The sequence below is a fragment of the Nocardia sp. NPDC051832 genome, assembly GCF_040681285.1.
In the GTDB taxonomy this organism is placed as follows: domain Bacteria; phylum Actinomycetota; class Actinomycetes; order Mycobacteriales; family Mycobacteriaceae; genus Nocardia.
The window spans coordinates 1-19011 of sequence record NZ_JBFAYL010000003.1 but is presented as its reverse complement, the minus strand read 5'-3'; the positions used below and the strand labels follow the sequence as shown (position 1 = coordinate 19011).

At 68.2% G+C, this 19011-nt stretch carries 18 protein-coding genes; 14 read left to right on the top strand and 4 right to left on the bottom strand.

The window, feature by feature from the left end; translation table 11 throughout:
• Positions 1-68: 68 nt before the first annotated feature.
• A complete protein-coding gene (locus AB0M14_RS17790; protein ID WP_364995982.1) occupies positions 69-1949 on the top strand; it encodes an ABC transporter ATP-binding protein in 1881 nt (626 codons plus the stop codon).
• Positions 1950-2070: 121 nt separating this feature from the next.
• Here the strand turns inward: AB0M14_RS17790 and AB0M14_RS17785 are convergent, their stop codons facing one another.
• The gene (locus tag AB0M14_RS17785) at positions 2071-2802 is read right to left on the bottom strand and encodes a TetR/AcrR family transcriptional regulator (RefSeq protein ID WP_364995980.1); all 732 of its coding nucleotides are present in this window, start codon (positions 2800-2802) and stop codon (positions 2071-2073) included.
• Positions 2803-2928: 126 nt separating this feature from the next.
• On the opposite strand from AB0M14_RS17785, the gene AB0M14_RS17780 reads away from it, so the two are divergent.
• Positions 2929-4446, top strand: a complete 1518-nt coding sequence (locus AB0M14_RS17780) for an MFS transporter (RefSeq protein ID WP_364995977.1) — start codon at positions 2929-2931, stop codon at positions 4444-4446.
• A 60-nt stretch (positions 4447-4506) separates the two neighbouring features.
• Here the strand turns inward: AB0M14_RS17780 and AB0M14_RS17775 are convergent, their stop codons facing one another.
• Complete coding sequence (locus AB0M14_RS17775; RefSeq protein ID WP_364995975.1) at positions 4507-5502, bottom strand: oxidoreductase; 996 nt, start codon at positions 5500-5502, stop codon at positions 4507-4509.
• An 83-nt stretch (positions 5503-5585) separates the two neighbouring features.
• Here AB0M14_RS17775 and AB0M14_RS17770 point away from each other — a divergent pair, with 83 nt between their 5' ends.
• Positions 5586-5828 (top strand): hypothetical protein, encoded by a 243-nt coding sequence (locus tag AB0M14_RS17770; protein WP_364995972.1) that lies wholly within the window; start codon positions 5586-5588, stop codon positions 5826-5828.
• 3 nt (positions 5829-5831) lie between these two features.
• On the opposite strand, the gene AB0M14_RS17765 is transcribed toward AB0M14_RS17770, so the two are convergent.
• Positions 5832-6893, bottom strand: coding sequence for a DNA polymerase IV (locus AB0M14_RS17765; protein WP_364995969.1), 1062 nt, complete (start codon positions 6891-6893; stop codon positions 5832-5834).
• Positions 6894-7002: 109 nt separating this feature from the next.
• Between AB0M14_RS17765 and AB0M14_RS17760 the strand changes: the two genes are divergently transcribed.
• The 3 genes from AB0M14_RS17760 (at position 7003) to AB0M14_RS17750 (ending at position 8715) form a co-directional block, all read left to right on the top strand.
• On the top strand, positions 7003-7587 hold the full coding sequence (locus tag AB0M14_RS17760; RefSeq protein ID WP_364995966.1) for a DUF1707 domain-containing protein: 585 nt from the start codon (positions 7003-7005) through the stop codon (positions 7585-7587).
• Between the two features lie 59 nt (positions 7588-7646).
• On the top strand, positions 7647-8207 hold the full coding sequence (locus AB0M14_RS17755; RefSeq protein WP_364995964.1) for a TetR family transcriptional regulator: 561 nt from the start codon (positions 7647-7649) through the stop codon (positions 8205-8207).
• Positions 8208-8268: 61 nt separating this feature from the next.
• Complete coding sequence (locus AB0M14_RS17750; RefSeq protein WP_364995961.1) at positions 8269-8715, top strand: PaaI family thioesterase; 447 nt, start codon at positions 8269-8271, stop codon at positions 8713-8715.
• Positions 8716-8798: 83 nt separating this feature from the next.
• On the opposite strand, the gene lon is transcribed toward AB0M14_RS17750, so the two are convergent.
• Entirely contained in the window at positions 8799-11126 is a 2328-nt protein-coding gene (lon, locus tag AB0M14_RS17745) for an endopeptidase La (RefSeq protein WP_364998915.1), read from the bottom strand.
• A gap of 288 nt (positions 11127-11414) precedes the next feature.
• On the opposite strand from lon, the gene AB0M14_RS17740 reads away from it, so the two are divergent.
• The 8 genes from AB0M14_RS17740 to AB0M14_RS17705 all read left to right on the top strand — a co-directional run bounded on the left by AB0M14_RS17740 (position 11415) and on the right by AB0M14_RS17705 (position 18790).
• Complete coding sequence (locus tag AB0M14_RS17740) at positions 11415-12035, top strand: hypothetical protein (RefSeq protein ID WP_364995959.1); 621 nt, start codon at positions 11415-11417, stop codon at positions 12033-12035.
• Positions 12032-13114 (top strand): PrsW family intramembrane metalloprotease, encoded by a 1083-nt coding sequence (locus tag AB0M14_RS17735; protein WP_364995957.1) that lies wholly within the window; start codon positions 12032-12034, stop codon positions 13112-13114. Before AB0M14_RS17740 ends, AB0M14_RS17735 begins: the two co-directional genes overlap by 4 nt.
• 32 nt (positions 13115-13146) lie before the next feature.
• Positions 13147-14502, top strand: a complete 1356-nt coding sequence (locus AB0M14_RS17730; protein WP_364995954.1) for a hypothetical protein — start codon at positions 13147-13149, stop codon at positions 14500-14502.
• Between the two features lie 70 nt (positions 14503-14572).
• On the top strand, positions 14573-15364 hold the full coding sequence (locus tag AB0M14_RS17725; protein ID WP_364995951.1) for a TIGR03084 family metal-binding protein: 792 nt from the start codon (positions 14573-14575) through the stop codon (positions 15362-15364).
• Between the two features lie 377 nt (positions 15365-15741).
• Positions 15742-16467: a hypothetical protein gene (locus tag AB0M14_RS17720; protein WP_364995948.1), complete on the top strand. Its 726-nt coding sequence runs from the start codon at positions 15742-15744 to the stop codon at positions 16465-16467.
• Positions 16464-17669, top strand: coding sequence for an L-2-hydroxyglutarate oxidase (gene lhgO / locus AB0M14_RS17715; RefSeq protein ID WP_364995946.1), 1206 nt, complete (start codon positions 16464-16466; stop codon positions 17667-17669). The genes AB0M14_RS17720 and lhgO overlap by 4 nt, the downstream gene beginning before the upstream one ends.
• A gap of 67 nt (positions 17670-17736) precedes the next feature.
• The gene (locus AB0M14_RS17710; protein ID WP_364995943.1) at positions 17737-18207 is read left to right on the top strand and encodes an SRPBCC family protein; all 471 of its coding nucleotides are present in this window, start codon (positions 17737-17739) and stop codon (positions 18205-18207) included.
• A 10-nt stretch (positions 18208-18217) separates the two neighbouring features.
• The gene (locus AB0M14_RS17705) at positions 18218-18790 is read left to right on the top strand and encodes a ribonuclease H (RefSeq protein WP_364995940.1); all 573 of its coding nucleotides are present in this window, start codon (positions 18218-18220) and stop codon (positions 18788-18790) included.
• Positions 18791-19011 lie beyond the last annotated feature (221 nt).

Sequence of the window (19011 nt, the reverse complement as noted above, 5' to 3'; positions counted from 1 at the left end):
CAAATGTTGAGGTTCTAGTGTCGGGGGTGCCGGGTTGGATGGGCCGGGAGTGCAGAGGGAGTGCGAGCGTGAATATCGAATCGGTGGCGTACAGCCAGATGTATCGGCGGATGAACGCGCCCGATGAGGAGCGGCCGTTCAGTGTGGCGACGGCGAAGCGGATTTTGCGGTTCGCGCGGCCGCACAAGACGCGGATCGCGGTGTTCCTGGTGTTCAGCGTGGTGTCGGCGCTGTTGGCGGTGGCTACTCCGGTGCTGGCCGGGCGAGTCGTCAACAACATCGTCGGTGGTGCGGCGCCGCGGGTGGTGGTGCTGCTGGCGCTGGTCATCGGTGTGCTCGCGCTCTTCGATGCCGCACTCGGGGTGGGGACGCGGTGGTTGTCGTCGCGGATCGGTGAAGGGCTGATCCTGGATCTGCGGACGGCGGTGTTCGATCATGTGCAGAAGATGCCGATCGCGTTCTTCACTCGGACGCGGACCGGCGCGCTGGTCAGCCGCTTGAACAATGACGTGATCGGGGCGCAGCGGGCCTTCAGCGACACCCTGTCCGGTGTGGTCGCGAATATGGTGACGCTGGCGCTCACCCTCGGCGTGATGCTCACTATTTCGTGGCGGATCACGCTGCTCGCCCTGGTGCTGTTGCCGGTTTTCGTGATTCCGGCCCGGCGCATGGGCAATCGGCTCGCGACGTTGCAGCGGGAGGCGGCGAAGCTGAACGCGGCGATGAGCACCCAGATGACGGAGCGGTTCTCCGCGCCGGGCGCCACGCTGGTGAAGCTGTTCGGCCGGCCGGTGCAGGAATCGGACGAGTTCGCGCTGCGGGCGCGCCGGGTCCGCGATATCGGAGTCCGGACCGCGATGCTGCAGACGGTGTTCGTCACCTCGCTGACCTTGGTGTCGGCGCTGGCGCTCGCCCTGGTCTACGGTCTGGGCGGCTGGTACGCGCTGCGCGGGCAGCTGGATGCCGGTGCGGTCGTTGCCCTTTCGCTGCTGCTGACCAGGCTGTACACCCCGCTGACCGCGCTGGCCAGCGCCCGCATGGAGATCATGGCCGCACTGGTGAGCTTCGAGCGCGTGTTCGAGGTGCTGGATCTGAAGCCGTTGATCGAGGACGCGCCCGGCGCGGTGCCGGTGCCCGCGGGCCCGGTCGCCGTGGAGTTGGACGGCGTGACCTTCGGCTACCCCTCCGCCGACAAGGTGTCGCTGGCCTCGCTGGAAGAGGTCGCGACGCTGGACACTCGCGGCGGCGTGGACGTGCTGCACGATGTGTCGCTGCGGGCCGAGCCCGGTCAGCTGGTCGCGCTGGTCGGCTCCTCGGGCGCCGGTAAATCCACTGTGGCGCAGCTGGTTTCCCGGCTCTACGACGTCGACAGCGGCGCGGTGCGCCTGAACGGCGCCGATGTGCGGGAGCTGAGCACCGAGTCGTTGCGCGACACCGTCGGCCTGGTCACCCAGGACGGCCACCTGTTCCACGATTCGATCCGCTCGAACCTGCTGCTGGCCCGCCCGGAAGCCACCGAAGCGGAGCTGTGGGACGCCCTCGAGCGCGCCCGCCTGGGCGATCTGGTCGCCTCGCTACAGGACGGTCTGGACACCGTGGTCGGCGAACGCGGTTACCGCCTCTCGGGCGGCGAACGCCAGCGCCTCACCATCGCCCGGCTGCTGCTCAAGCAGCCCCGGGTGGTCATCCTCGACGAGGCCACCGCCTCGCTGGACTCCACCTCGGAAGCCGCTGTCCAGGAAGCGCTTTCCGAAGCACTCGACGGACGCACCGCCCTGGTGATCGCGCACCGCCTGTCCACCATCCGCGCCGCCGACCTGATCGTCGTCCTGGAAGACGGCCGCATCGTGGAACGCGGCACCCACACTCAGCTGCTCGCCGCCGAGGGCCGCTACGCCGAGCTGTACCGCACCCAATTCGCCGACGACCCGGTCGAAGTCGCCGCCTGAGAGCACACGCGTTTCCGCGACCCCACCTATGCCATCGCACAGGCGGGGTCGCGCCTACGTGTGTGAGGCGCGCGATCAGAAGGCCTGGCAACCGCAGAGAACGCTGGCGGCCCGAGCCGACTCAGGTGTTGCGGCGCGGGTCCAGCCCGTCGAGCAGGCGGTCGAGTCCATAGGTGAATTTGCGGGTTCGGATTTCGGCCGGATCCTGGTTCCAGCTTTCGGTAGTGAGATCCGCGCTGAGGCGGGGGAATTCGGCGGCGGCCTGTTCGACGGCGGGGCGCAGCCCGGCCACCAGTTCGGCTTCGGTTTGCCCGGACCGGGCGATGGTGGTGAGCCAGGCCGCTTCACTGACGCTGCCGCCCGCGACATAAGAGCTCACCGCGCTGATAGCGTCGCCGACTTCCTCGGGGGCGAAGCCTCCGGCCTGGAAGAGCGCGACCATGCGGTCGGTCATGCGGGTGACGTTGGGGCCCAAGTGGGAGAGGCCGACTTGGCTCAGGGTGATGGCCATCCAGGGGTGGCGCAGGATCATGGCGCGCATGTTGACCGCGAATTGCACTGTGGCGGAGCGCCATTCGGCGGGGCCCTCGATGCCCGGAACGGCGATCTCGCCGTAGACGTCGTCCACCACCAGTTCGATCAGTTCGTCACGGTTGGCGACGTGCCGGTACAGGGAGGTGGCGCCGGCGTTGAGGCGGGCGCCGAGCTGCCGCATGGTCAGCGCGTCCATGCCTTCGGCGTCCAGTAGGGCGACGGCCTCCGCGACGATGTGCTCGCGGGTGAGCGCGGGTTGGTCCCGGCCTTTGCGCGGGCGCGTCCACACCGATTCGACCTGCGGTTTCTCGCTTGGCATGGGGTTCCTTTCCGTTTCCACCAGCCTAGCGCACAACGTTCGCACTTGCGAACGCCTTCAATTTATGCGTACAGTGTTCGCAACACGCAAACAGCGTACGCAACACAGCGAGAGAAGAGCTTTCCGATGGACGCGATCGACACCCGCAACCCGAAACGCTGGTGGATCCTGGTGGTGCTGTGCCTGAGCACCCTGGTCTTGGTCATCGACAACTTCGTGCTGGCGGTGGCGGTGCCGCCACTGGCCGCGGACCTCGGCGCGAACGCGCAGGACATCCAGTGGATCCTGGATTCCTACATCCTGGTGTTCGCCGGCCTGCTACTCACCGCGGGCGGCCTGGCCGACCGGTACGGCCGGCGGCGGGTGATGATCATCGGCCTGGCGTTGTTCGGGCTGGCCTCGCTCGGTGCGACGCTGGCCGACAGCTCGATCGAGATGATCGTGGCCCGCACCGTGATGGGCATCGGCGGCGCTCTGGTGCTTCCGAGCACGCTGTCCATCCTGATCACCGTGTTCGACGACGCGGAGCGCCGCAAGGCGATGGCCGCGTGGAGCGCCGCGTCGGTGCTCGGCCTGATCGGCGGCCCGGTGCTGGGCGGCGTACTGATCGCGCATTTCTGGTGGGGCGCCGCGTTCTTGATCAACATTCCGGTCGCGATCGTGGCCATCATCGCGGCGCTGGTGCTGATGCCGGAGTCCAAGGGGCCGCAGGCCAAGCCCGACGTGCCCGGCGCCGTGCTGTCCATGGTCGGCATGACCGCCCTGGTCTGGACCATCATCGAATTCCCCAAGGGCGGTTTCGATCACGCCTCCACCCTGATCACGCTCACCATCGCCATTGTCAGCCTGGTCTCGTTCATCGTCTGGGAGAAGCGCGTCGCCGAGCCGATGGTGCCGCTGAACCTGTTCCGGGACCGCGACTTCGCCGGCGGCAGCCTCTCGCTCACCCTGGTGCAAGTCGCCAACGGCGGCATCCTGCTGGTGCTGACCCAGTACCTGCAGTTCGTGCTCGGCTACTCGCCCACCAAGGCCGGCCTGGCGCTGATCCCGATGCTGCTGGCCTCCATCGTCTGCAACGGTCTCGGCGCCGGATTGGGCAGCAAAGTCGGCAACCGCACCCTCGCCGTCACCGGCATGCTGATCAGCACCGTGGGCCTGGGGCTGCTGTCGAACCTGCAGGCCGACAGCGGATTCACCATGGTCGCCATCGCCCTGGTCGTGCTCGGCGCGGGCTCCGGGTTCGCCCAGCCTGCCGCCATCGCCGCCCTGATGAGCGCGGTCCCGGAGGAGCAGGCCGGCGCGGGTTCCGCCCTCAACGACACCATCCAGCAGGCCGGCGCGGCCCTCGGTATCGCGGTGCTCGGCTCGATCCTGTCCACCGGCTTCACCAACGCCATGCCCGACGACGCACCCGAGGCCGCCCGCCACTCCATCGGCGACGCGTTCGCGGTGGCCGCGCGCACCGGTGACTCCGCCCTGATCGACACCGCCCGAACGGCTTTCGCCAGCGGCATGACGGCCAGCTTCGTCGCGGGCGGCGTCGGCGTCCTGGTCGCCGCGGTCCTGGCCCTGTTCGTCATGCGAAACACCAAGAGCACCCCGGAAACGCCCACCGAAGCCGAGGAACTGGCAATCGCCAAGTAGCGCAGCCGAACACCCGAAAAACGGCCCAATCGGATCACCCGATCGGGCCGATTTCGTGTTTCAGAACGCGCCGGCGACCGCCAGCACTGTCCGGCCGGAGTGAGTTCCGGATTGGATGGAACGCAGCACTTCCGCCACCTCGGTGATCGGGGCGAGATTCTCGATCGCCGAAAGGTGCTGGGGCTTCAGCTCTTTGCCCAGCCGGGCCCACAGATCGCGGCGCTGATCGATCGGGAAATGCGCCGAGTCGATGCCGAACAGCGCGACGCCGCGCAGGATGAACGGCATGACCGTGGTGGGGAGGTCGGCGCCGCCGGTCAGGCCGCTGACCGCGACCGTGCCGCCGTAGGCGATGGAGCTGAGGATGTAGGCGAGGGATTTTCCGCCGACGCTGTCGACCGCCGCGGACCAGCGGGACTTGGCCAGCGGGCGGATCTTGGCGTCGGGATCTTCGGGCAGCCGGCCGATCACCTCGCCGGCGCCGAGTTCGGAAAGCAACTCCGCCGCATCGGTTTTGCCGGTGGAGGCGACCACCTCGAAGCCCAGGCCGGACAAAATGTCGATCGCGACGCTGCCGACGCCACCCGTCGCGCCGGTGACCAGCACCGCGCCGTCCGAGGGAGTCAGCCCGCGGTTCAGCAGTTCCTGCACGCTCATGGCGGCGGTGAAGCCCGCGGTGCCGAGGGCGGCCGCCTCCCGCGGGGTCAGGCCGTCCAGCTTCACCACCCATTCGGCCGGAACGCGGGCGTACTCGGCGAAACCGCCGTGGTGTGAGACCCCGATGTCATAGCCGTGCGCCACCACCAGGTCGCCCGGGACGAAGTGGTCGTCCTCGGAACCGACCACCTCGCCGGTCAGGTCGATGCCCGGCACGATCGGGTAGTCGCGGACCACCCCGCCGCCCTCGGTGATCGCCAGACCGTCCTTGAAGTTCGCACTCGTGTAGTGCACTTTGATCAGCACGGTGCCCGGGCCGAGGAACTCCTCGCCGACCTTCTCCCGCGTCAATTCGATCCCGTTATCCGACCGCTGCGCCACCATCGCCCAGAACTCCATGGCCTCGAGCATACGAGTGCCGCCGGGGTGGTGGTGGAATTCCACCGGTGGAGAAGACCCGCGGGGAAACCTACTGTGGTCGCATGACGCACCAAGATCCCGCGGACCACGTCTCTGCCGCGGAAATCGAAATGCGTTGGGTCGACGCGTGGAATCAGCTCTCCGACACCGGTGCGGACACCTGCCTGCTACCCGACGGATCCTGGGTGGATGTCGATACGGGCAACGGATTTCTCCAGGACAGCGCCAACGCCGGCTGGCGGCTGGCGGTGACCGCGGCGGATTTCGCGGGTAGACCGGTGGCCGTCGTACACCGTTGGCGGTGAGCGCTATTCGGGCAGCAGTTCCAGGCGGACGCCGAGCAGGCGCACGGGGCGCGCGAGCTCGAAGCGATCCAGGATGCGCACGGCGGTTTCCACGATGACGGCCACGTCGTTGGTCGGTTCGGGCAGTTTGGTCTGTTTGCTGCGGGTGTAGAAAGTATTGCTGCGCACCGTGACCGATACCCGGAAGGGCGTGCGGCCCGCCGCGGCCATCTCCTCGGCGACCTCGGCGGCGATGCGAGCCACCTGGGCTTCGATCTCGGCGCGCTCGGTCAGGTCCTGTGGGAAGGTCTCGGATTTGCTGCGGCCCACCGGAACTCGCGGCTCAGTGACCACGTCGGTGTCGCCCTTACCCTTCCCGAGCACCCAGAGGTAAGGCCCGGTGTTCGGACCGAACTCGGCGGCCAGGCGCTGCCGATCGGCGGCCATCAGATCACCGACCGTGTCGATGCCCAGCTCGGACATGCGGGCGGCGATCCGTTTGCCGACGCCCCACAGCGCAGAGGTCGGACGATGCGCCATCACCTCGGACCAGTTGGCGGCGGTGAGGCGGAACATGCCGGTACCGTCGCCCGCCGCCGGGGCATCGGACTTGCTCACGGACTTGGCGAAACCGGTGGCCAGTTTGGCGGTGAGTTTGTTGTCGCCGATTCCGATACCGCAGGTCAGGCCAAGTTCTGCGATGGCGCTGCGGATTTCGGCGGCGAGGTGTTCGGGGTCATCGGTGTCGGTGGCGAGGAAGGCCTCGTCCCAGCCCCACACCTCGACCCGGCCGGGAAACCCGCGCAGCAGCGCCATCACCTCCTCCGAGGCTTCCTCGTAGGCCACCATGTCCAGCGGCAGGAACACCCCTTCGGGGCATTTGCGCTGAGCCGAGCGCAAGGCCATGCCGGCGTGCACCCCGAAGGCCCGCGCCGGATAGGACGCGCAGGTGACCACCTTGCGCGGCTCGCTCGGATCGCCGTTACCCCCGACGATGACCGGCTGACCGCGCAGTTCCGGATGACGGCGGAACTCCACCGCCGCCTGGAACTGGTCGAGATCGACATGCAGCAGCCACCGGGCCATATGTCGTTCTTACCGCACCGGACCGACAAACTGGGGCAAATGTCCAGCTCACGCGCGACATCGAGATCCTCGTCGTACGATCGGGTGGAGCCGACCGAGGGAGGGCGCGATGACGGAATCGGCCGACAACGCGGTACCGCTGCCCGCCGTGCGGGTGGGTGACCCGGAACGCGCGCTCGCCGCACGGCAGCTGGAGGTCGCGGTCGGCGAGGGCCGGCTCGACCTGCTCGAGCTGGACCGGCGGCTGGCGCAGGTCTACGCGGCGCGGACCCAGGCCGAACTGGTCGCGGTGACCGCGGATCTGCCCGGACGCACCGCGCCGCCGATCGAGTTGCGCACCAAGAGCGGGTCCCGAGACAAACGCGGCCGGTGGGTCGTGCCGTCGGAGCTCACCATCGAATGCGGATCCGGCGATATCCATCTCGATTTCACCGAAGCCGTGTGCACGCACCAGGAGGTGACGGTGCACGTCGATCTCGGTTCCGGCACGCTGGAGCTGGTGCTGCCCTACGGCTGGGGCGTCGACTTCGACCAGGTGGTCGTGAAAAGCGGGGAGGTGGCGGGCAAGCTGCGGGTCCCGCATCTGACCGGTGCGCCGTTGCTGCGCTTGGACGGCCGCGTCAAGTCCGGCGACATCGAGGCGCGCAATCCGCGCCGGAACTTCTGGACCTGGGTGCGCCGCCGCCCGTACTGAGCTGACCAATACGTTGGGAGCCCTTGCGCATGTCCACAAAACAGAACTAAATTCTGGATATGAAGATTCGAGATCGGTTGCTGCTGGCGGCCGAGCGGCAGTTCGCCGAGCGCGGCGCCCTCGATGCGACGCTGACCCAGATCCGCGATGCCGCGGGCGCGAGCGTCGGGGCGCTGTATCACCACTTCCCAGACAAGGCCGAGCTGTACCGCCAGGTGTGGGCGCACGCGCTGGCCGACTATCAGGAGCACTTCTGGGTCGCGGTCGGGCAGAGCACCGGCGCGCAGGAGGGGATCACCGCGGGCGTACGCGAGCATCTGCGGTGGGTCACCGAAAACCAGTACCGGGCCAAGGTTCTCGCCGCATCCCGGCCGCCCGGCATGCGCGACAGCGACAGCAACAAGGAATTCTTCGGCAATGTGTACCGCTGGTGGCGCACGCACGCGCGCTACGGCGCGGTCCGCGACCTCGAATTCGACCTGGTCTACGCCCTGTGGCTGGGTCCGGCGCAGGAATACGCCCGCCAGTGGCTCGGCGGGGATATGCGCTCCTCGCCCAAGGATGTCGGCAAGGAGCTAGCCGACGCCGCCTGGGTCGCGCTGCGCGCCGACGACCGCTGAATCCCGAAGCGCCGCAACCGACTCGGCGTGTCGGCCACCCACCACGACGGACGGAGTTCCGATGACCACCTCGACCGCACTGACCTTCGATCTAGCCCAGCAAGTGCTGGCCGCGCAGCCGTTCGCGCAGCTGGTCGGCACCGAGATCACCGCCTTCGGCGACGGCGCCGCCACGCTGATCATCCCCATCCGGCCGGAGCTCGGCCAGCAGTTCGGCTTCGTGCACGGGGGAGTGCTGGCCTACGCCGCGGACAACGCGCTCACCTTCGCGGCCGGGACTGTGCTCGGCGCGAATGTCCTCACCGGCGGTTTCAGCGTCACCTACCTGCGCCCCGCCGCGGGCGATCGGCTGCGGGCGCAGGCGAAGGTCACCGGCGCTACTCGCCGCCAGGCGGTCGTCAGTTGCGAAATTTATGCGGAGACAGCTGGTTCCGAGCCGGTGCTGTGCGCGGTGGCGCAGGGCACGACGCGGTCTGTCGAGCGCGCTCTGGAAGCCAACGGCAGCTAGACGGATAACAGTGGTACCGCCTGCCGACAGCACGAAAACAGGCCGGACACGGTGGATTCCGTGCCCGGCCCGTTTCCGCTCGCTCAGGCGGTGGCTGCGAACTTCGGGGCGGTCAACGACGCTTCCCGCACCGGCTCGATGGCGTAGGCCAGGATCTCCGCCACGTCGGCGACGGGGCGAACATCCAGTGCGGCAAGCACTTCGGCCGGGACGTCGTCCAGATCCGGTTCGTTGCGCGCCGGGATGAAGACCGTCTTCAAGCCATTGCGCTGCGCGGCCATCAGCTTCTGCTTGACGCCGCCGATCGGGAGCACTCGCCCGTTCAGCGTGACCTCGCCGGTCATACCGACATCCCCGCGCACCGGCCGGCCCAGCGCCAGCGACACCAGGGCGGTGACCATGGTGACGCCCGCCGACGGTCCGTCCTTCGGCACCGCACCCGCCGGGAAGTGGATGTGGATGTTGCGATCCAGCACCTTCGGCTCGATGCCGATCTCCTCCAGGTGCGAGCGCACGTAGGTGAGGGCGATCGACGCCGACTCCTTCATGACGTCGCCGAGCTGACCGGTGAGGGTGAGCGCGCGCTCGCCCTCGGCGGCGTTGGCCTCGATATAGAGGACGTCGCCACCCATGCCGGTGACCGCCAATCCTGTTGCGACACCGGGGACCGCGGTGCGTTCCATCCCGTCCGGGGTGAAGCGCGGCCGGCCCAGGTAGTCCTTCAGGTCATCCAGGTCGATGGTCAGAGCCGTTGCGCCCGAATCGGAGTCGTAACCCAGCTCGGAGTCATAACCCAGGCTCTGCGTCTCGGCCAGCCGAGTTGCCGCCTTGCGCAACGCCTTCGCGACCAGCCGCTCCATCTGCCGGACGCCCGCTTCCCGGGTGTAGTTCGCCGCGATCTCCCGCAGCGCCGCCTCGCTGATCGAAACCTCCTCGGCGGTCAGGGCATTGCGCTCCAACTGCCGGGGCACCAGGAAGTCACGGGCGATGGCGACCTTGTCTTCCTCGGTGTACCCGTCGACGGTGATCAGCTCCATCCGGTCCAGCAGCGGGCCGGGGATGGACTCCACCACGTTCGCGGTGGCGATGAACAGCACGTCGGACAGGTCCAGATCCAGATCCAGGTAGTGATCGCGGAAGGTGTGGTTCTGCGCGGGGTCGAGCACCTCGAGCAGCGCCGCCGCCGGATCACCGCGGAAGTCCGCGCCGACCTTGTCGATCTCGTCCAGCAGCACAACGGGATTCATCGATCCCGCTTCCTTCATGGCGCGCACGATCCGGCCGGGCAGCGCGCCGACATAGGTGCGCCGGTGACCGCGGATCTCGGCCTCGTCGCGCACGCCGCCGAGGGCGACGCGGACGAACTCGCGGCCCAGCGCCCGGGCCACGGACTCACCCAGCGAGGTCTTGCCGACACCGGGCGGACCGGCGAGCACCAGCACCGCGCCGGAGCCCCGGCCGCCGACCACGTCCAGCCCACGCTGCGCGCGGCGGGCGCGCACGGCCAGGTACTCGACCATGCGGTCCTTGACCTCGTCCAGCCCGTGGTGATCGGCGTCCAGAACCGCGCGGGCGGCCGAAATGTCGGTGCTGTCCTCGGTTTTCACCGTCCACGGCAATTCCAGGACGGTGTCCAGCCAGGTCCGGATCCAGCCGGTCTCCGGGCTCTGATCACTGGACCGTTCCAGCCGGCCCACCTCGCGCAGCGCCGCTTCCCGCACCTCGGCGGGCAGGTCGGCCTGCTCGACCCGGGTCCGGTAGTCGTCCGCGCCGTCGGGCTCGTCCTCGCCGAGTTCCTTGCGAATCGCGTTGAGTTGCTGGCGCAACAGGAATTCGCGCTGGGTCTTCTCGACGTTCTCCCGGACCTCGTCGCTGATCTTCTCGGTGACCTCGGCCTCGGCGATATGCGCCTTGGTCCAGTCGATGAGCGTGGTCAAACGCGCTGCGACATCCGGGGTTTCGAGCAGTTCCCGCTTCTGGTCGGCGGTCAGGTAGGAGGCGTAGCCGGCCGTGTCGGCGATCGCGGCGGGATCGTCGAGCTGGTTGACGGCGTCGATGATCTGCCAGGCCTCACGCCGTTGCAGCACCGAGACGACGAGCTTCTTGTATTCGGCCGCAAGCTCTTTGCTGCGGCCATCGGCCACGCCGGCCTCGACCGGCTCGGCCTCGACCCACAGCGCGGCGCCCGGCCCGGTGACGCCGTGGCCGATCTTGGCGCGGCGTTCGGCCTTCAGGACCGCGGCGGGCGCGCCGCCGCGCATCCGGCCGACCTGTTCGATGGTGGCGACCACGCCGTAGGAGGCGTAGCCGTTGTCCAGCCGCGGTGCGACGAGCACCTGATCCGTCTTGGCGGCCCGCGCGGCGTCGATGGCGGCCTGCGCGGATTCGTCGAGTTCGATGGGCACGACCATGCCCGGCAGCACGATCGGATCGGTGAGGAACAGCACCGGCAGGTTCTGAGGTGTAGTCACGTCTTCGACCCTTCTGAAAGTTGAGCGATGTCCAGTCAACCCCGCCGCTTCCGGGTTTGTTCCGGATCCGTGCCCCCGTTCGCTGTCGGCGAATACGCGCAGGCGGCCGCGCCGCGTCGCTCACCGGAATGGTCGTTCGGCTGCCCTATCGTTGGCGCTACTGAGCCGCAGGTTACGGCTAGTTTCTTCGGTTACTTCAGGCGTTAGAAGCCGAGCGGAGCGTTGGATATGAGCAGTGGCGTGCCACATGAGGACTGGGATCCGGATCCCGCCTGGCGGGATCCCGCGGCGCGGATGGCGGATGTGCTGCAAAGCCCGCCACCGCGGCGTGTCGACTGGAGAGTCGCCGCTGTCGTCCTCGTCGTGCTGGCCGCGCTGCTCGCCGTTCCCGCGCTCCTGGCCACGCTCGTCCCGGACCGGAAGACCCCGCAGCACGCGGGTGCGGTGATCGAGCTGACCGCGGGGGGCGCCGAGCCCGACACTGTCAACTTCGCCGGCGTCGACGGCTGGGACCGGCGCCCCACCGGCGACGGCTCGGCCGCCCTGCTGACCAGGGACGACGCGGTGCTGGCCGTGAGCGTCGTGAACGGCGTCACCGATTTCGGCGACGCCGCCGACTGGCGGCTGAAAGTCCTGGGCGTCGAGGGCTTCCCCGCCGAATGGGACCGGGACTGGGAGCTGTGGAACCAGCACGGGTTCGCCGGGCCGGTCTGCCACGGCACGAAGTCCAAGGGCGTGTGCGCCATCCTCGGCAATAAGAATCTGCTGGTCACGCTGGTGCTGCACGGCGAAGACGCGACGCTCGAGCAGCTGGATCGGATCGCGGACACACTCCGGGTCGAGCAATGAGAAGATCGCCCGTCTTCTGGGTCTACTGCGCGGCACTGCTCGCGGGCGCCTTCGGCCTGCTCTATCAGCTGCTGCCGGTACTCGTCCTGACCTGGCGCGACAGCCTGGCCGGCGCGCCGTTCGTGGTGCTGACCTTCGTCGTCTTCGGCGGGCTGCTCATCCACCTGGACCGGCTGCGCGCCCATGTCTGGATCGGCCGCGCCCTGGTCATGGGCTTCCTCTGGGGTGCGCTGGCCGGACCGGGCATCGCGATGTGGGCCAACGATCACAACCTCGAGGTGATCAAGAATCTGGCCGGAGACGCGTTCGCCATCAACTGGCAGGCCGCGATCTCCGCGCCGATCGTCGAAGAGGCGATCAAGGGCTTGGGCGTCTTCACGGTGGCCTGGCTCTGGCGGACGCTGCTGTGGCGGCCCATCCACGGCCTGTTGCTCGGCGGGTTCACCGGGCTCGGTTTCCAGGTCGTGGAGAACGCCACCTATGAGGCAAACGCCGGGCTGCAATCGGCGCAGCCCGCCGCGACCGACGCGATCCTGGTGGGCGCGCTGCGGTTCGTCACCGGGATCACCTCGCACTGGATGCTCACCGCGCTCGCCGGGATCGGCATCGTGCAGGCCGTGGCGCGCTCGGAATGGCCGATGGCCAAACGGGTGCGGGTGTTCGTGATGTTCTACCTGCTGGGCGTCCTGTTCCATTTCCTGTGGGATTCGCCGCAACCGCAGGACGGGCTCGCGATCGTCATCCTGATCCTGCGGATGGCGGCGGCGTTGCTGATCTTCGCGCTGATCTACAGCTCGGTGGTGCGGGGCGAGCGGCGCTGGTTCCGCTCCACCATCGCCACCGCCGTCGAGCGGGGGATCGCACCGGCCGAGGAACCCGCCATGCTGATCACCCGGCGCACCCGGCGGATGGCGCGCACCGCTGCCCGGCAGGCCTTCGGCCCGGGCGGCCCCACCAGGCGTGATCTGCTGCGGCGCCAGTATCGCTTGATCGACTGGGTGCAGGGCTTCGGCACGTATCTGCATGCCGCTTCCCGCGTTGACACTCCCGTGAAGGCAATGAGACTGTTGGGGCCTTAAGTTCTCAGGTCAGGCTCTAGGGGGATCCCACGATGGCGACACTCGCCTCCGGCGTGTTCATCGACTGGGAACAGCTGACCGGGCAATCCAAGTTCGTGGTCGAGCTCATCACCTTCCCGATCTTCAGCGCGCTGGCCGGGTGGCTGACCAACTGGACCGGCGTGCTGATGCTGTTCTGGCCGGTGCAGTTCCGCGGGATCCGGATTCCGGGCCTGCAACTGCTGTATCCGTATTTCCCGCGCCGGGTGCAGGTGCTGCCCACCTTCTCCGGTGACGGCCGGCGGCTCGGGTTCCAGGGCTTCATTCCGGCGCGCGCGGAGAAGATGGCCAGCATCTGCGTCGACAAGGCGCTGATGCGGATCGGCAGCCCGCGCGATTTCATCCACGAACTCGACCTCGACGGCATCGCCGACTACATCGCCGAGCTGGCCCGCGCCCAGGTGCAGCCGATCGTCGACGAGATCATGTACCGGGAGAACCCAGATCTGTGGCGGTCGGTGCCGCGGCAGGTGCGCCAGGTGATCTACCAGCGCATCGACAAGGAACTCCCGGCACTGTGCGAGCGGGCCTTCGAAACCCTCGGCGACAACATCGATCAGCTCATCGACATCAAGAGCTTCGTCATCCGGTACCTGCAGGACAACCCGTACATCCTCAAGGACCTGACCACCACCATCGCGGCCCCGGAACTGAAGTTCATGGTCCGGATCGGCCTGCTGGGCGGGCCGTTCGGCCTGCTGATGGCGCTGTATCTGCATGTGCACCAGCAGATTCCGATCGTCGGGTGGCTGCCCGCGTGGGTGATCGTGCTGGCCGGCGCGGCGGCGATCGGCGTGGCCGTCAACGTCATCGCGGTGAAGATGGTGTTCGAGCCGGGCGATCCGCAGCCGCGCTACAAGTACCTGTGGCGGCAGGCGCTGCTGGCCAAGCGGCAGCCGCAGGCCGCGACCGATCTCGCGCACATCCTGGCCTATCAGGTGCTGACGCTGCCGAATCTGGCGAGCGAACTGCTCGAGGGTCCCAACGGCGACAAGACCAGGCAGCTGATCGAGCGCCTGGTCGCCGACGAGATCCATCGGCAGCTGGGCCCGGCCAAGTCGATGGTGCGGGCCGCGTTCGGCAAGCGGCAGTTCGACAATCTGAAGGTCGGCGCGGCAGGCGCGGCCGTGGGCCTGGCGCCGAGCATGATCGCCGACGAGGAGTTCGCCCGCGAGCAGGCCAAGAAGATCGATGAGTTCGCCGCGCGCAAGCTGCAGGAGCTGAGCCCGGGGGAGTTCATGGAGATGTTCTACGCCTCGGTCGAGCAGGACGCGTGGCTGTTGTACCTGCACGGCGCGGTGCTCGGGCTGGTGGTGGGCGCGGCCCACCTGGTGCTGTTCGGGTGGTGAGCGGGTCCGTTCGGCAATAAACAAGCACGCGTGCTTGCCTTTTTCCGAGACCGCTGCGATGCTGAGCGGCATGGCTGACCTAGAGGCGCTGCTCGGCGATTTCGCCGCGGAATGCGCGGACCTGGAATCCCTGGTTGCCCCGCTGGCGCCGGCGGACTGGGCGCGACTCACGCCCGCCGAAGGCTGGACCGTCGCACACCAGATCGGTCACCTCGCCTGGACCGACGAGGTCGCCACCCTCGCCGCCGCCGACTCCGCGCGCTTCCTGACCCTGGTCGCCGAGGCCGGGCCGAAAGCGCTCACCTTCGTCGACGAAGCCGCCGAAGCCGCCGCCACCGCGCCGCCCGCCGATCTGCTGCGGCGCTGGCAGGGCGGCCGGACCGAGCTGATCGAGGCGCTGCGCGCGGTGCCCGCCGGGACCAAACTGCCCTGGTTCGGCCCGCCGATGAGCGCGGCCTCGATGATCACCGCCCGCATCATGGAAACCTGGGCGCACGGGCAGGATGTCGCCGACGCGCTCGGCGCCACCCGCGCACCCGCCGCGCGACTGCGCAATATCGCCCATATCGGCGTCCGGACCAGGAACTTCGCCTACCAGGTGCGCGGCGAGAACCCGCCTGCCGAGGAATTCCGGGTAGAACTCGACGCGCCCGACGGCTCGGTGTGGACCTGGGGCCCGGCGGACGCGCCGCAGCGAATCACAGGCCCGGCCTTGGATTTCTGCCTGCTGGTGACGCAGCGGCGGCATCGTGACGATCTGGCGCTGACCGCGCAGGGCGCGGACGCCGCGCATTGGCTGACCATCGCGCAAGCGTTCGCCGGACCCACCGGCGAAGGCCGGAAAGCGGGTCAGTTCAGCTGAAACGGGTAACCGGCCGGACGCGAGGTCCGGCCGGAGCCACCCGGCCCCCGATCCGAAAATTCGGGAGCCGGCGAGCATCACACTTGGGTGCGCCGTTCGTGTCGGCCGGACGCCGTTGGCCGGGTGTCTCGATGTGGCAGTCGAGGATGACGCTCGCCGACTACCTCCCTATTTACCCGGTGGACCCCTCCCAGAAACCTGCCACTTTCAATTACCCGGCTTCGCAGAGTTCACACCCGACCGTGCGGAGTTGTGATCCTGCTCGCACCTGGGCGCCGACGCCGCACCCCGGGCCGTAACCTGGACGGGCGTACGGCTTTCAACGATGCGGGTCGTCGCCAGGGGAGATAAGGGGCGCCCAGGGAAGGGGAAGCATCGTGCACGCACACAATCCTGCCCAGGTCATCCGGCATATCGCCATCGTGCTCGCCGGTGCCGCGAGTATCGGGCTCACCGGCGCCGCCGGCGCTTACATCATGAGTCAGATGACCGATATCCAGCGTTCGGAGACAGCGCGGCCGGCACCGGTGCGCGAATCCGGCGAATCCACCGCGAACCACTCCGGCATCGATCCGGAAACCAGCGCGGTCCGCCTGACCAGCGAGCACAACGTGCTGCCCGCGTTCTTCCGGACGCCCGCCCCCGCGCCGGAACAGAGTGTGCCGCAGGTCGTCTCGACCGCGCCGAGCACACCGCCCGGCCTGACCGGGACGCTGCACCTGGGCGAGAGCGCCTACGTCGGCGCGCACGTCGCGCCGGTCCACACCAATACTTTCGCGATCACCCTCGACACCAACGTGTTCTCCACGCTGTCGAACATCCTGCTGTCCGAACCGGTCCGCGAAGGTCTCGGCGCACAGGAGGAACTGTCGGGCGTCACCCGCCTGCGCACCGAGTTCGACGCCCGCGCGGGCGTCACCCTGGTGTTCTCCGATCCGGCGCTGGGCGAGCACGCGATCCAGCTGAACCGTAATCCGGCGCCGTCCTCGGTGCCGCCGTCGGAGCCGGCACCGTCCGAGCAGGCACCGGTTTCCTCGTCGGAGCCATCGCCGCTGACATCACAGCCCGCACCGGCGGCCACGCCTGGCACCATTACCGTGTGACGTCGCCCGGCACCGCCAGCACCTATGACTTCTGTGTGATCGGCGGCGGCATCGTCGGCGTCGCCACCGCGCACGAAATCCTGCGCCGCCATCCCGGATCCAGCCTGGTCCTGCTGGAGAAATCCGCGGCCCTGGCCACCCATCAGACCGGCCACAACAGCGGGGTCATCCATTCCGGCATCTATTACGAACCGGGCAGCCTGAAGGCCGAACTGTGCCGCCGCGGCGCGCAATGGACCAAGGAATTCGCCGCCGCGCACGGCATTCCCTTCGAGGTCTGCGGAAAACTGCTGGTAGCCACCGATTCCGAAGAGCATCGGCGAATGCTGGCGCTGCACGAGCGCTCGGTCGTCAACGGGGTCGACGTCGAACTCCTGGATGCCGCCGAGCTGCGCCGGCGCGAACCCAGGGTAACCGGCACCGGCGCGCTGTTCGTCCCCGGCACCGGCATCATCGACTTCACGAAAGTCGTTGTCGCACTCGCTGAAATGGTCCGGAAGTCGGGTGGGGACATTGTGTTCGGCGCGGAGATCACGGCCCTCGCCGAAACCGCCGACACAGTCACCGCGGCCGGTCCGGCCGGTTCCTGGACCGCCCGGAAGCTGGTGGCCTGCGCGGGTTTGCAGGCCGACCGGATGGCCCGGCTCGCGGGCCTGCCCATCGATTTCCGCATCGTGCCCTTCCGCGGCGAGTACTACCAGCTGCCGCCGGAGCGAAAAGACCTGGTGCGCACCCTGATCTACCCGGTGCCCGATCCGAGTCTGCCGTTCCTGGGCGTCCACTTGAGCCCGACCATCGACGGCGCGCTGACCGTAGGTCCCAACGCGGTGCTCGGGCTCGCCCGCGAGGGCTACCGCAAAGGCAGTGTGAACCTGCGCGACGCCCGCGACGTCCTCGGCTACCGCGGCCTGCATCGCGTCGCCCGAAACCACGTCCGCACCGGTGCGCGGGAGCTGCGCAACTCCCTGTTCAAACGCGGCTATCTGGCCGAATGCCGCCGCTACTGCCCGGAATTGACGCTCGACGACCTGCGTCCGCGGACGGCGGGCATCCGCGCCCAGGCGGTGCTGCGGGACGGAACCCTGGTGCACGACTTCATGATCGAACGCACCGCGCGCATGGTGCACGTGCTCAACGCGCCCTCGCCCGCGGCCACCTCGGCCATGCCGATCGCCGCCCATATCGTCGATCGACTCCAATAAAGAGGAGAGCTGTAGTACTTTTAGGCCAGCCGTGGATCGCCGCCGGAAATCGGGCAGGGAGGGCCTCATGGGCCACATCAAGTACGCGAGTGACGTCGGCGCACCGGTTGAGGCAGCGTTCAGCTACACCGACAACTACGTCTTCGTCCCGGACTGGATGTTCGCCGTCGCCGCGTTCGAACCGGTCGGCGAGATGGACCACGGCCTCGGCGCCCGCTTCGCCGCCACCGCCCGGATCGCAATCTGGCGGCCCGTCCTGGCCTGCGAAATCACCGAGTACCGCCGCAATGTGGTGATCGGCTACACCTTGCGCGGCCCGCTCTCCGGGACGCTGACCTTGCGCTTCGATCCACTCGGCTACGGGCGTGCGGTGCTCACCTCAGAAGCGGAGTACTCTGCTCCGCGAGGATTCACCGGGCGCGTATGCGCCAGCCTGGTGGATGCCGCGGTGCGCTCGGCACTACGCCGCACCGAGTCGCAATTGCGAAGGGAGATAGAGGAATTCCACGGTACCGATCTTGTCGGCCGGATTGCGTAGGGTGCCAGCCATGATCATCGTGAGCACCGACGGATCCTGCCTCCGCAACCCCGGCGGCGCCATCGGCTGGGCTTGGGTCAATCACGAGGGGGGATCCAACAGTGGGGGAGGCGCGTCGGGCACCAACCAGATCGCCGAGCTGCGCGCGGTCCACGAGGCGATCATCGCCCATCCGGGAGCCGAACCGCTGCTCATCGAGAGCGACTCGCTCTATGCCATCAAATGCTCCTCGGAGTGGATCAACGGCTGGCGGATCAACGGCTGGCGCACCGCCAGCGGCGGCGCGGTGAAGAACGTCGAGATCATCAAGCAGATCGATCGGGCCATCGCCACCCGCCCGGGACCGGTGCGGTTCCGCTGGGTGCGCGGTCACGTGGGGAACTACTTCAATGAAAAGGCCGACGTGCTGGCTGGGGAAGCAGCACGGAAGGCGGCAGCGGCAGGGCCAAGCACCGAGACGGCGCTGTCAGTAGAGAAGCCGGTGGCCGAAAAGGCACCGGCGGCGCCTGCGAAGCCGACTCCGGCACCGACCCCGGAGAAGGCCTCCGCGCCTGCGGCTGCTCAGACCTTGACCCTGTTCTGAGCAGCCAAAAGAGCCTCCGGCTCAGTGGTACTGGGACCCACTGAGCCGGAGGCTCTGGTTTGCCTGGAGCCGGCTAGGTTGTGTCTCGAAGTGAGTGTTGGGGGGGGGGGGCGGGGGGGGGGGCCCCCCCCCCCCCCCCCGCGGCCGGGGGTTTTGGCCGCGGGGGGATTATTTTTGTTGGTGCGGTTAGAGTTTTTGTAGGACTAGTATAATATAAATAA

Bases quoted from the DNA above. Each gene is read 5' to 3' on its own strand.
- AB0M14_RS17735 (WP_364995957.1), top strand. From the start codon at position 12,032: ATGAGAAGATCGCCCGTCTTCTGGGTCTACTGCGCGGCACTGCTCGCG.
- AB0M14_RS17740 (WP_364995959.1), top strand. From the start codon at position 11,415: ATGAGCAGTGGCGTGCCACATGAGGACTGGGATCCGGATCCCGCCTGG.
- lon (WP_364998915.1), bottom strand. From the start codon at position 11,126: ATGGTCGTGCCCATCGAACTCGACGAATCCGCGCAGGCCGCCATCGAC.
- AB0M14_RS17760 (WP_364995966.1), top strand. From the start codon at position 7,003: ATGACGGAATCGGCCGACAACGCGGTACCGCTGCCCGCCGTGCGGGTG.
- AB0M14_RS17785 (WP_364995980.1), bottom strand. From the start codon at position 2,802: ATGCCAAGCGAGAAACCGCAGGTCGAATCGGTGTGGACGCGCCCGCGC.
- AB0M14_RS17765 (WP_364995969.1), bottom strand. From the start codon at position 6,893: ATGGCCCGGTGGCTGCTGCATGTCGATCTCGACCAGTTCCAGGCGGCG.
- AB0M14_RS17705 (WP_364995940.1), top strand. From the start codon at position 18,218: ATGATCATCGTGAGCACCGACGGATCCTGCCTCCGCAACCCCGGCGGC.
- AB0M14_RS17770 (WP_364995972.1), top strand. From the start codon at position 5,586: ATGACGCACCAAGATCCCGCGGACCACGTCTCTGCCGCGGAAATCGAA.
- AB0M14_RS17750 (WP_364995961.1), top strand. From the start codon at position 8,269: ATGACCACCTCGACCGCACTGACCTTCGATCTAGCCCAGCAAGTGCTG.
- AB0M14_RS17755 (WP_364995964.1), top strand. From the start codon at position 7,647: ATGAAGATTCGAGATCGGTTGCTGCTGGCGGCCGAGCGGCAGTTCGCC.
- AB0M14_RS17725 (WP_364995951.1), top strand. From the start codon at position 14,573: ATGGCTGACCTAGAGGCGCTGCTCGGCGATTTCGCCGCGGAATGCGCG.
- AB0M14_RS17780 (WP_364995977.1), top strand. From the start codon at position 2,929: ATGGACGCGATCGACACCCGCAACCCGAAACGCTGGTGGATCCTGGTG.
- AB0M14_RS17710 (WP_364995943.1), top strand. From the start codon at position 17,737: ATGGGCCACATCAAGTACGCGAGTGACGTCGGCGCACCGGTTGAGGCA.
- AB0M14_RS17775 (WP_364995975.1), bottom strand. From the start codon at position 5,502: ATGGAGTTCTGGGCGATGGTGGCGCAGCGGTCGGATAACGGGATCGAA.
- AB0M14_RS17730 (WP_364995954.1), top strand. From the start codon at position 13,147: ATGGCGACACTCGCCTCCGGCGTGTTCATCGACTGGGAACAGCTGACC.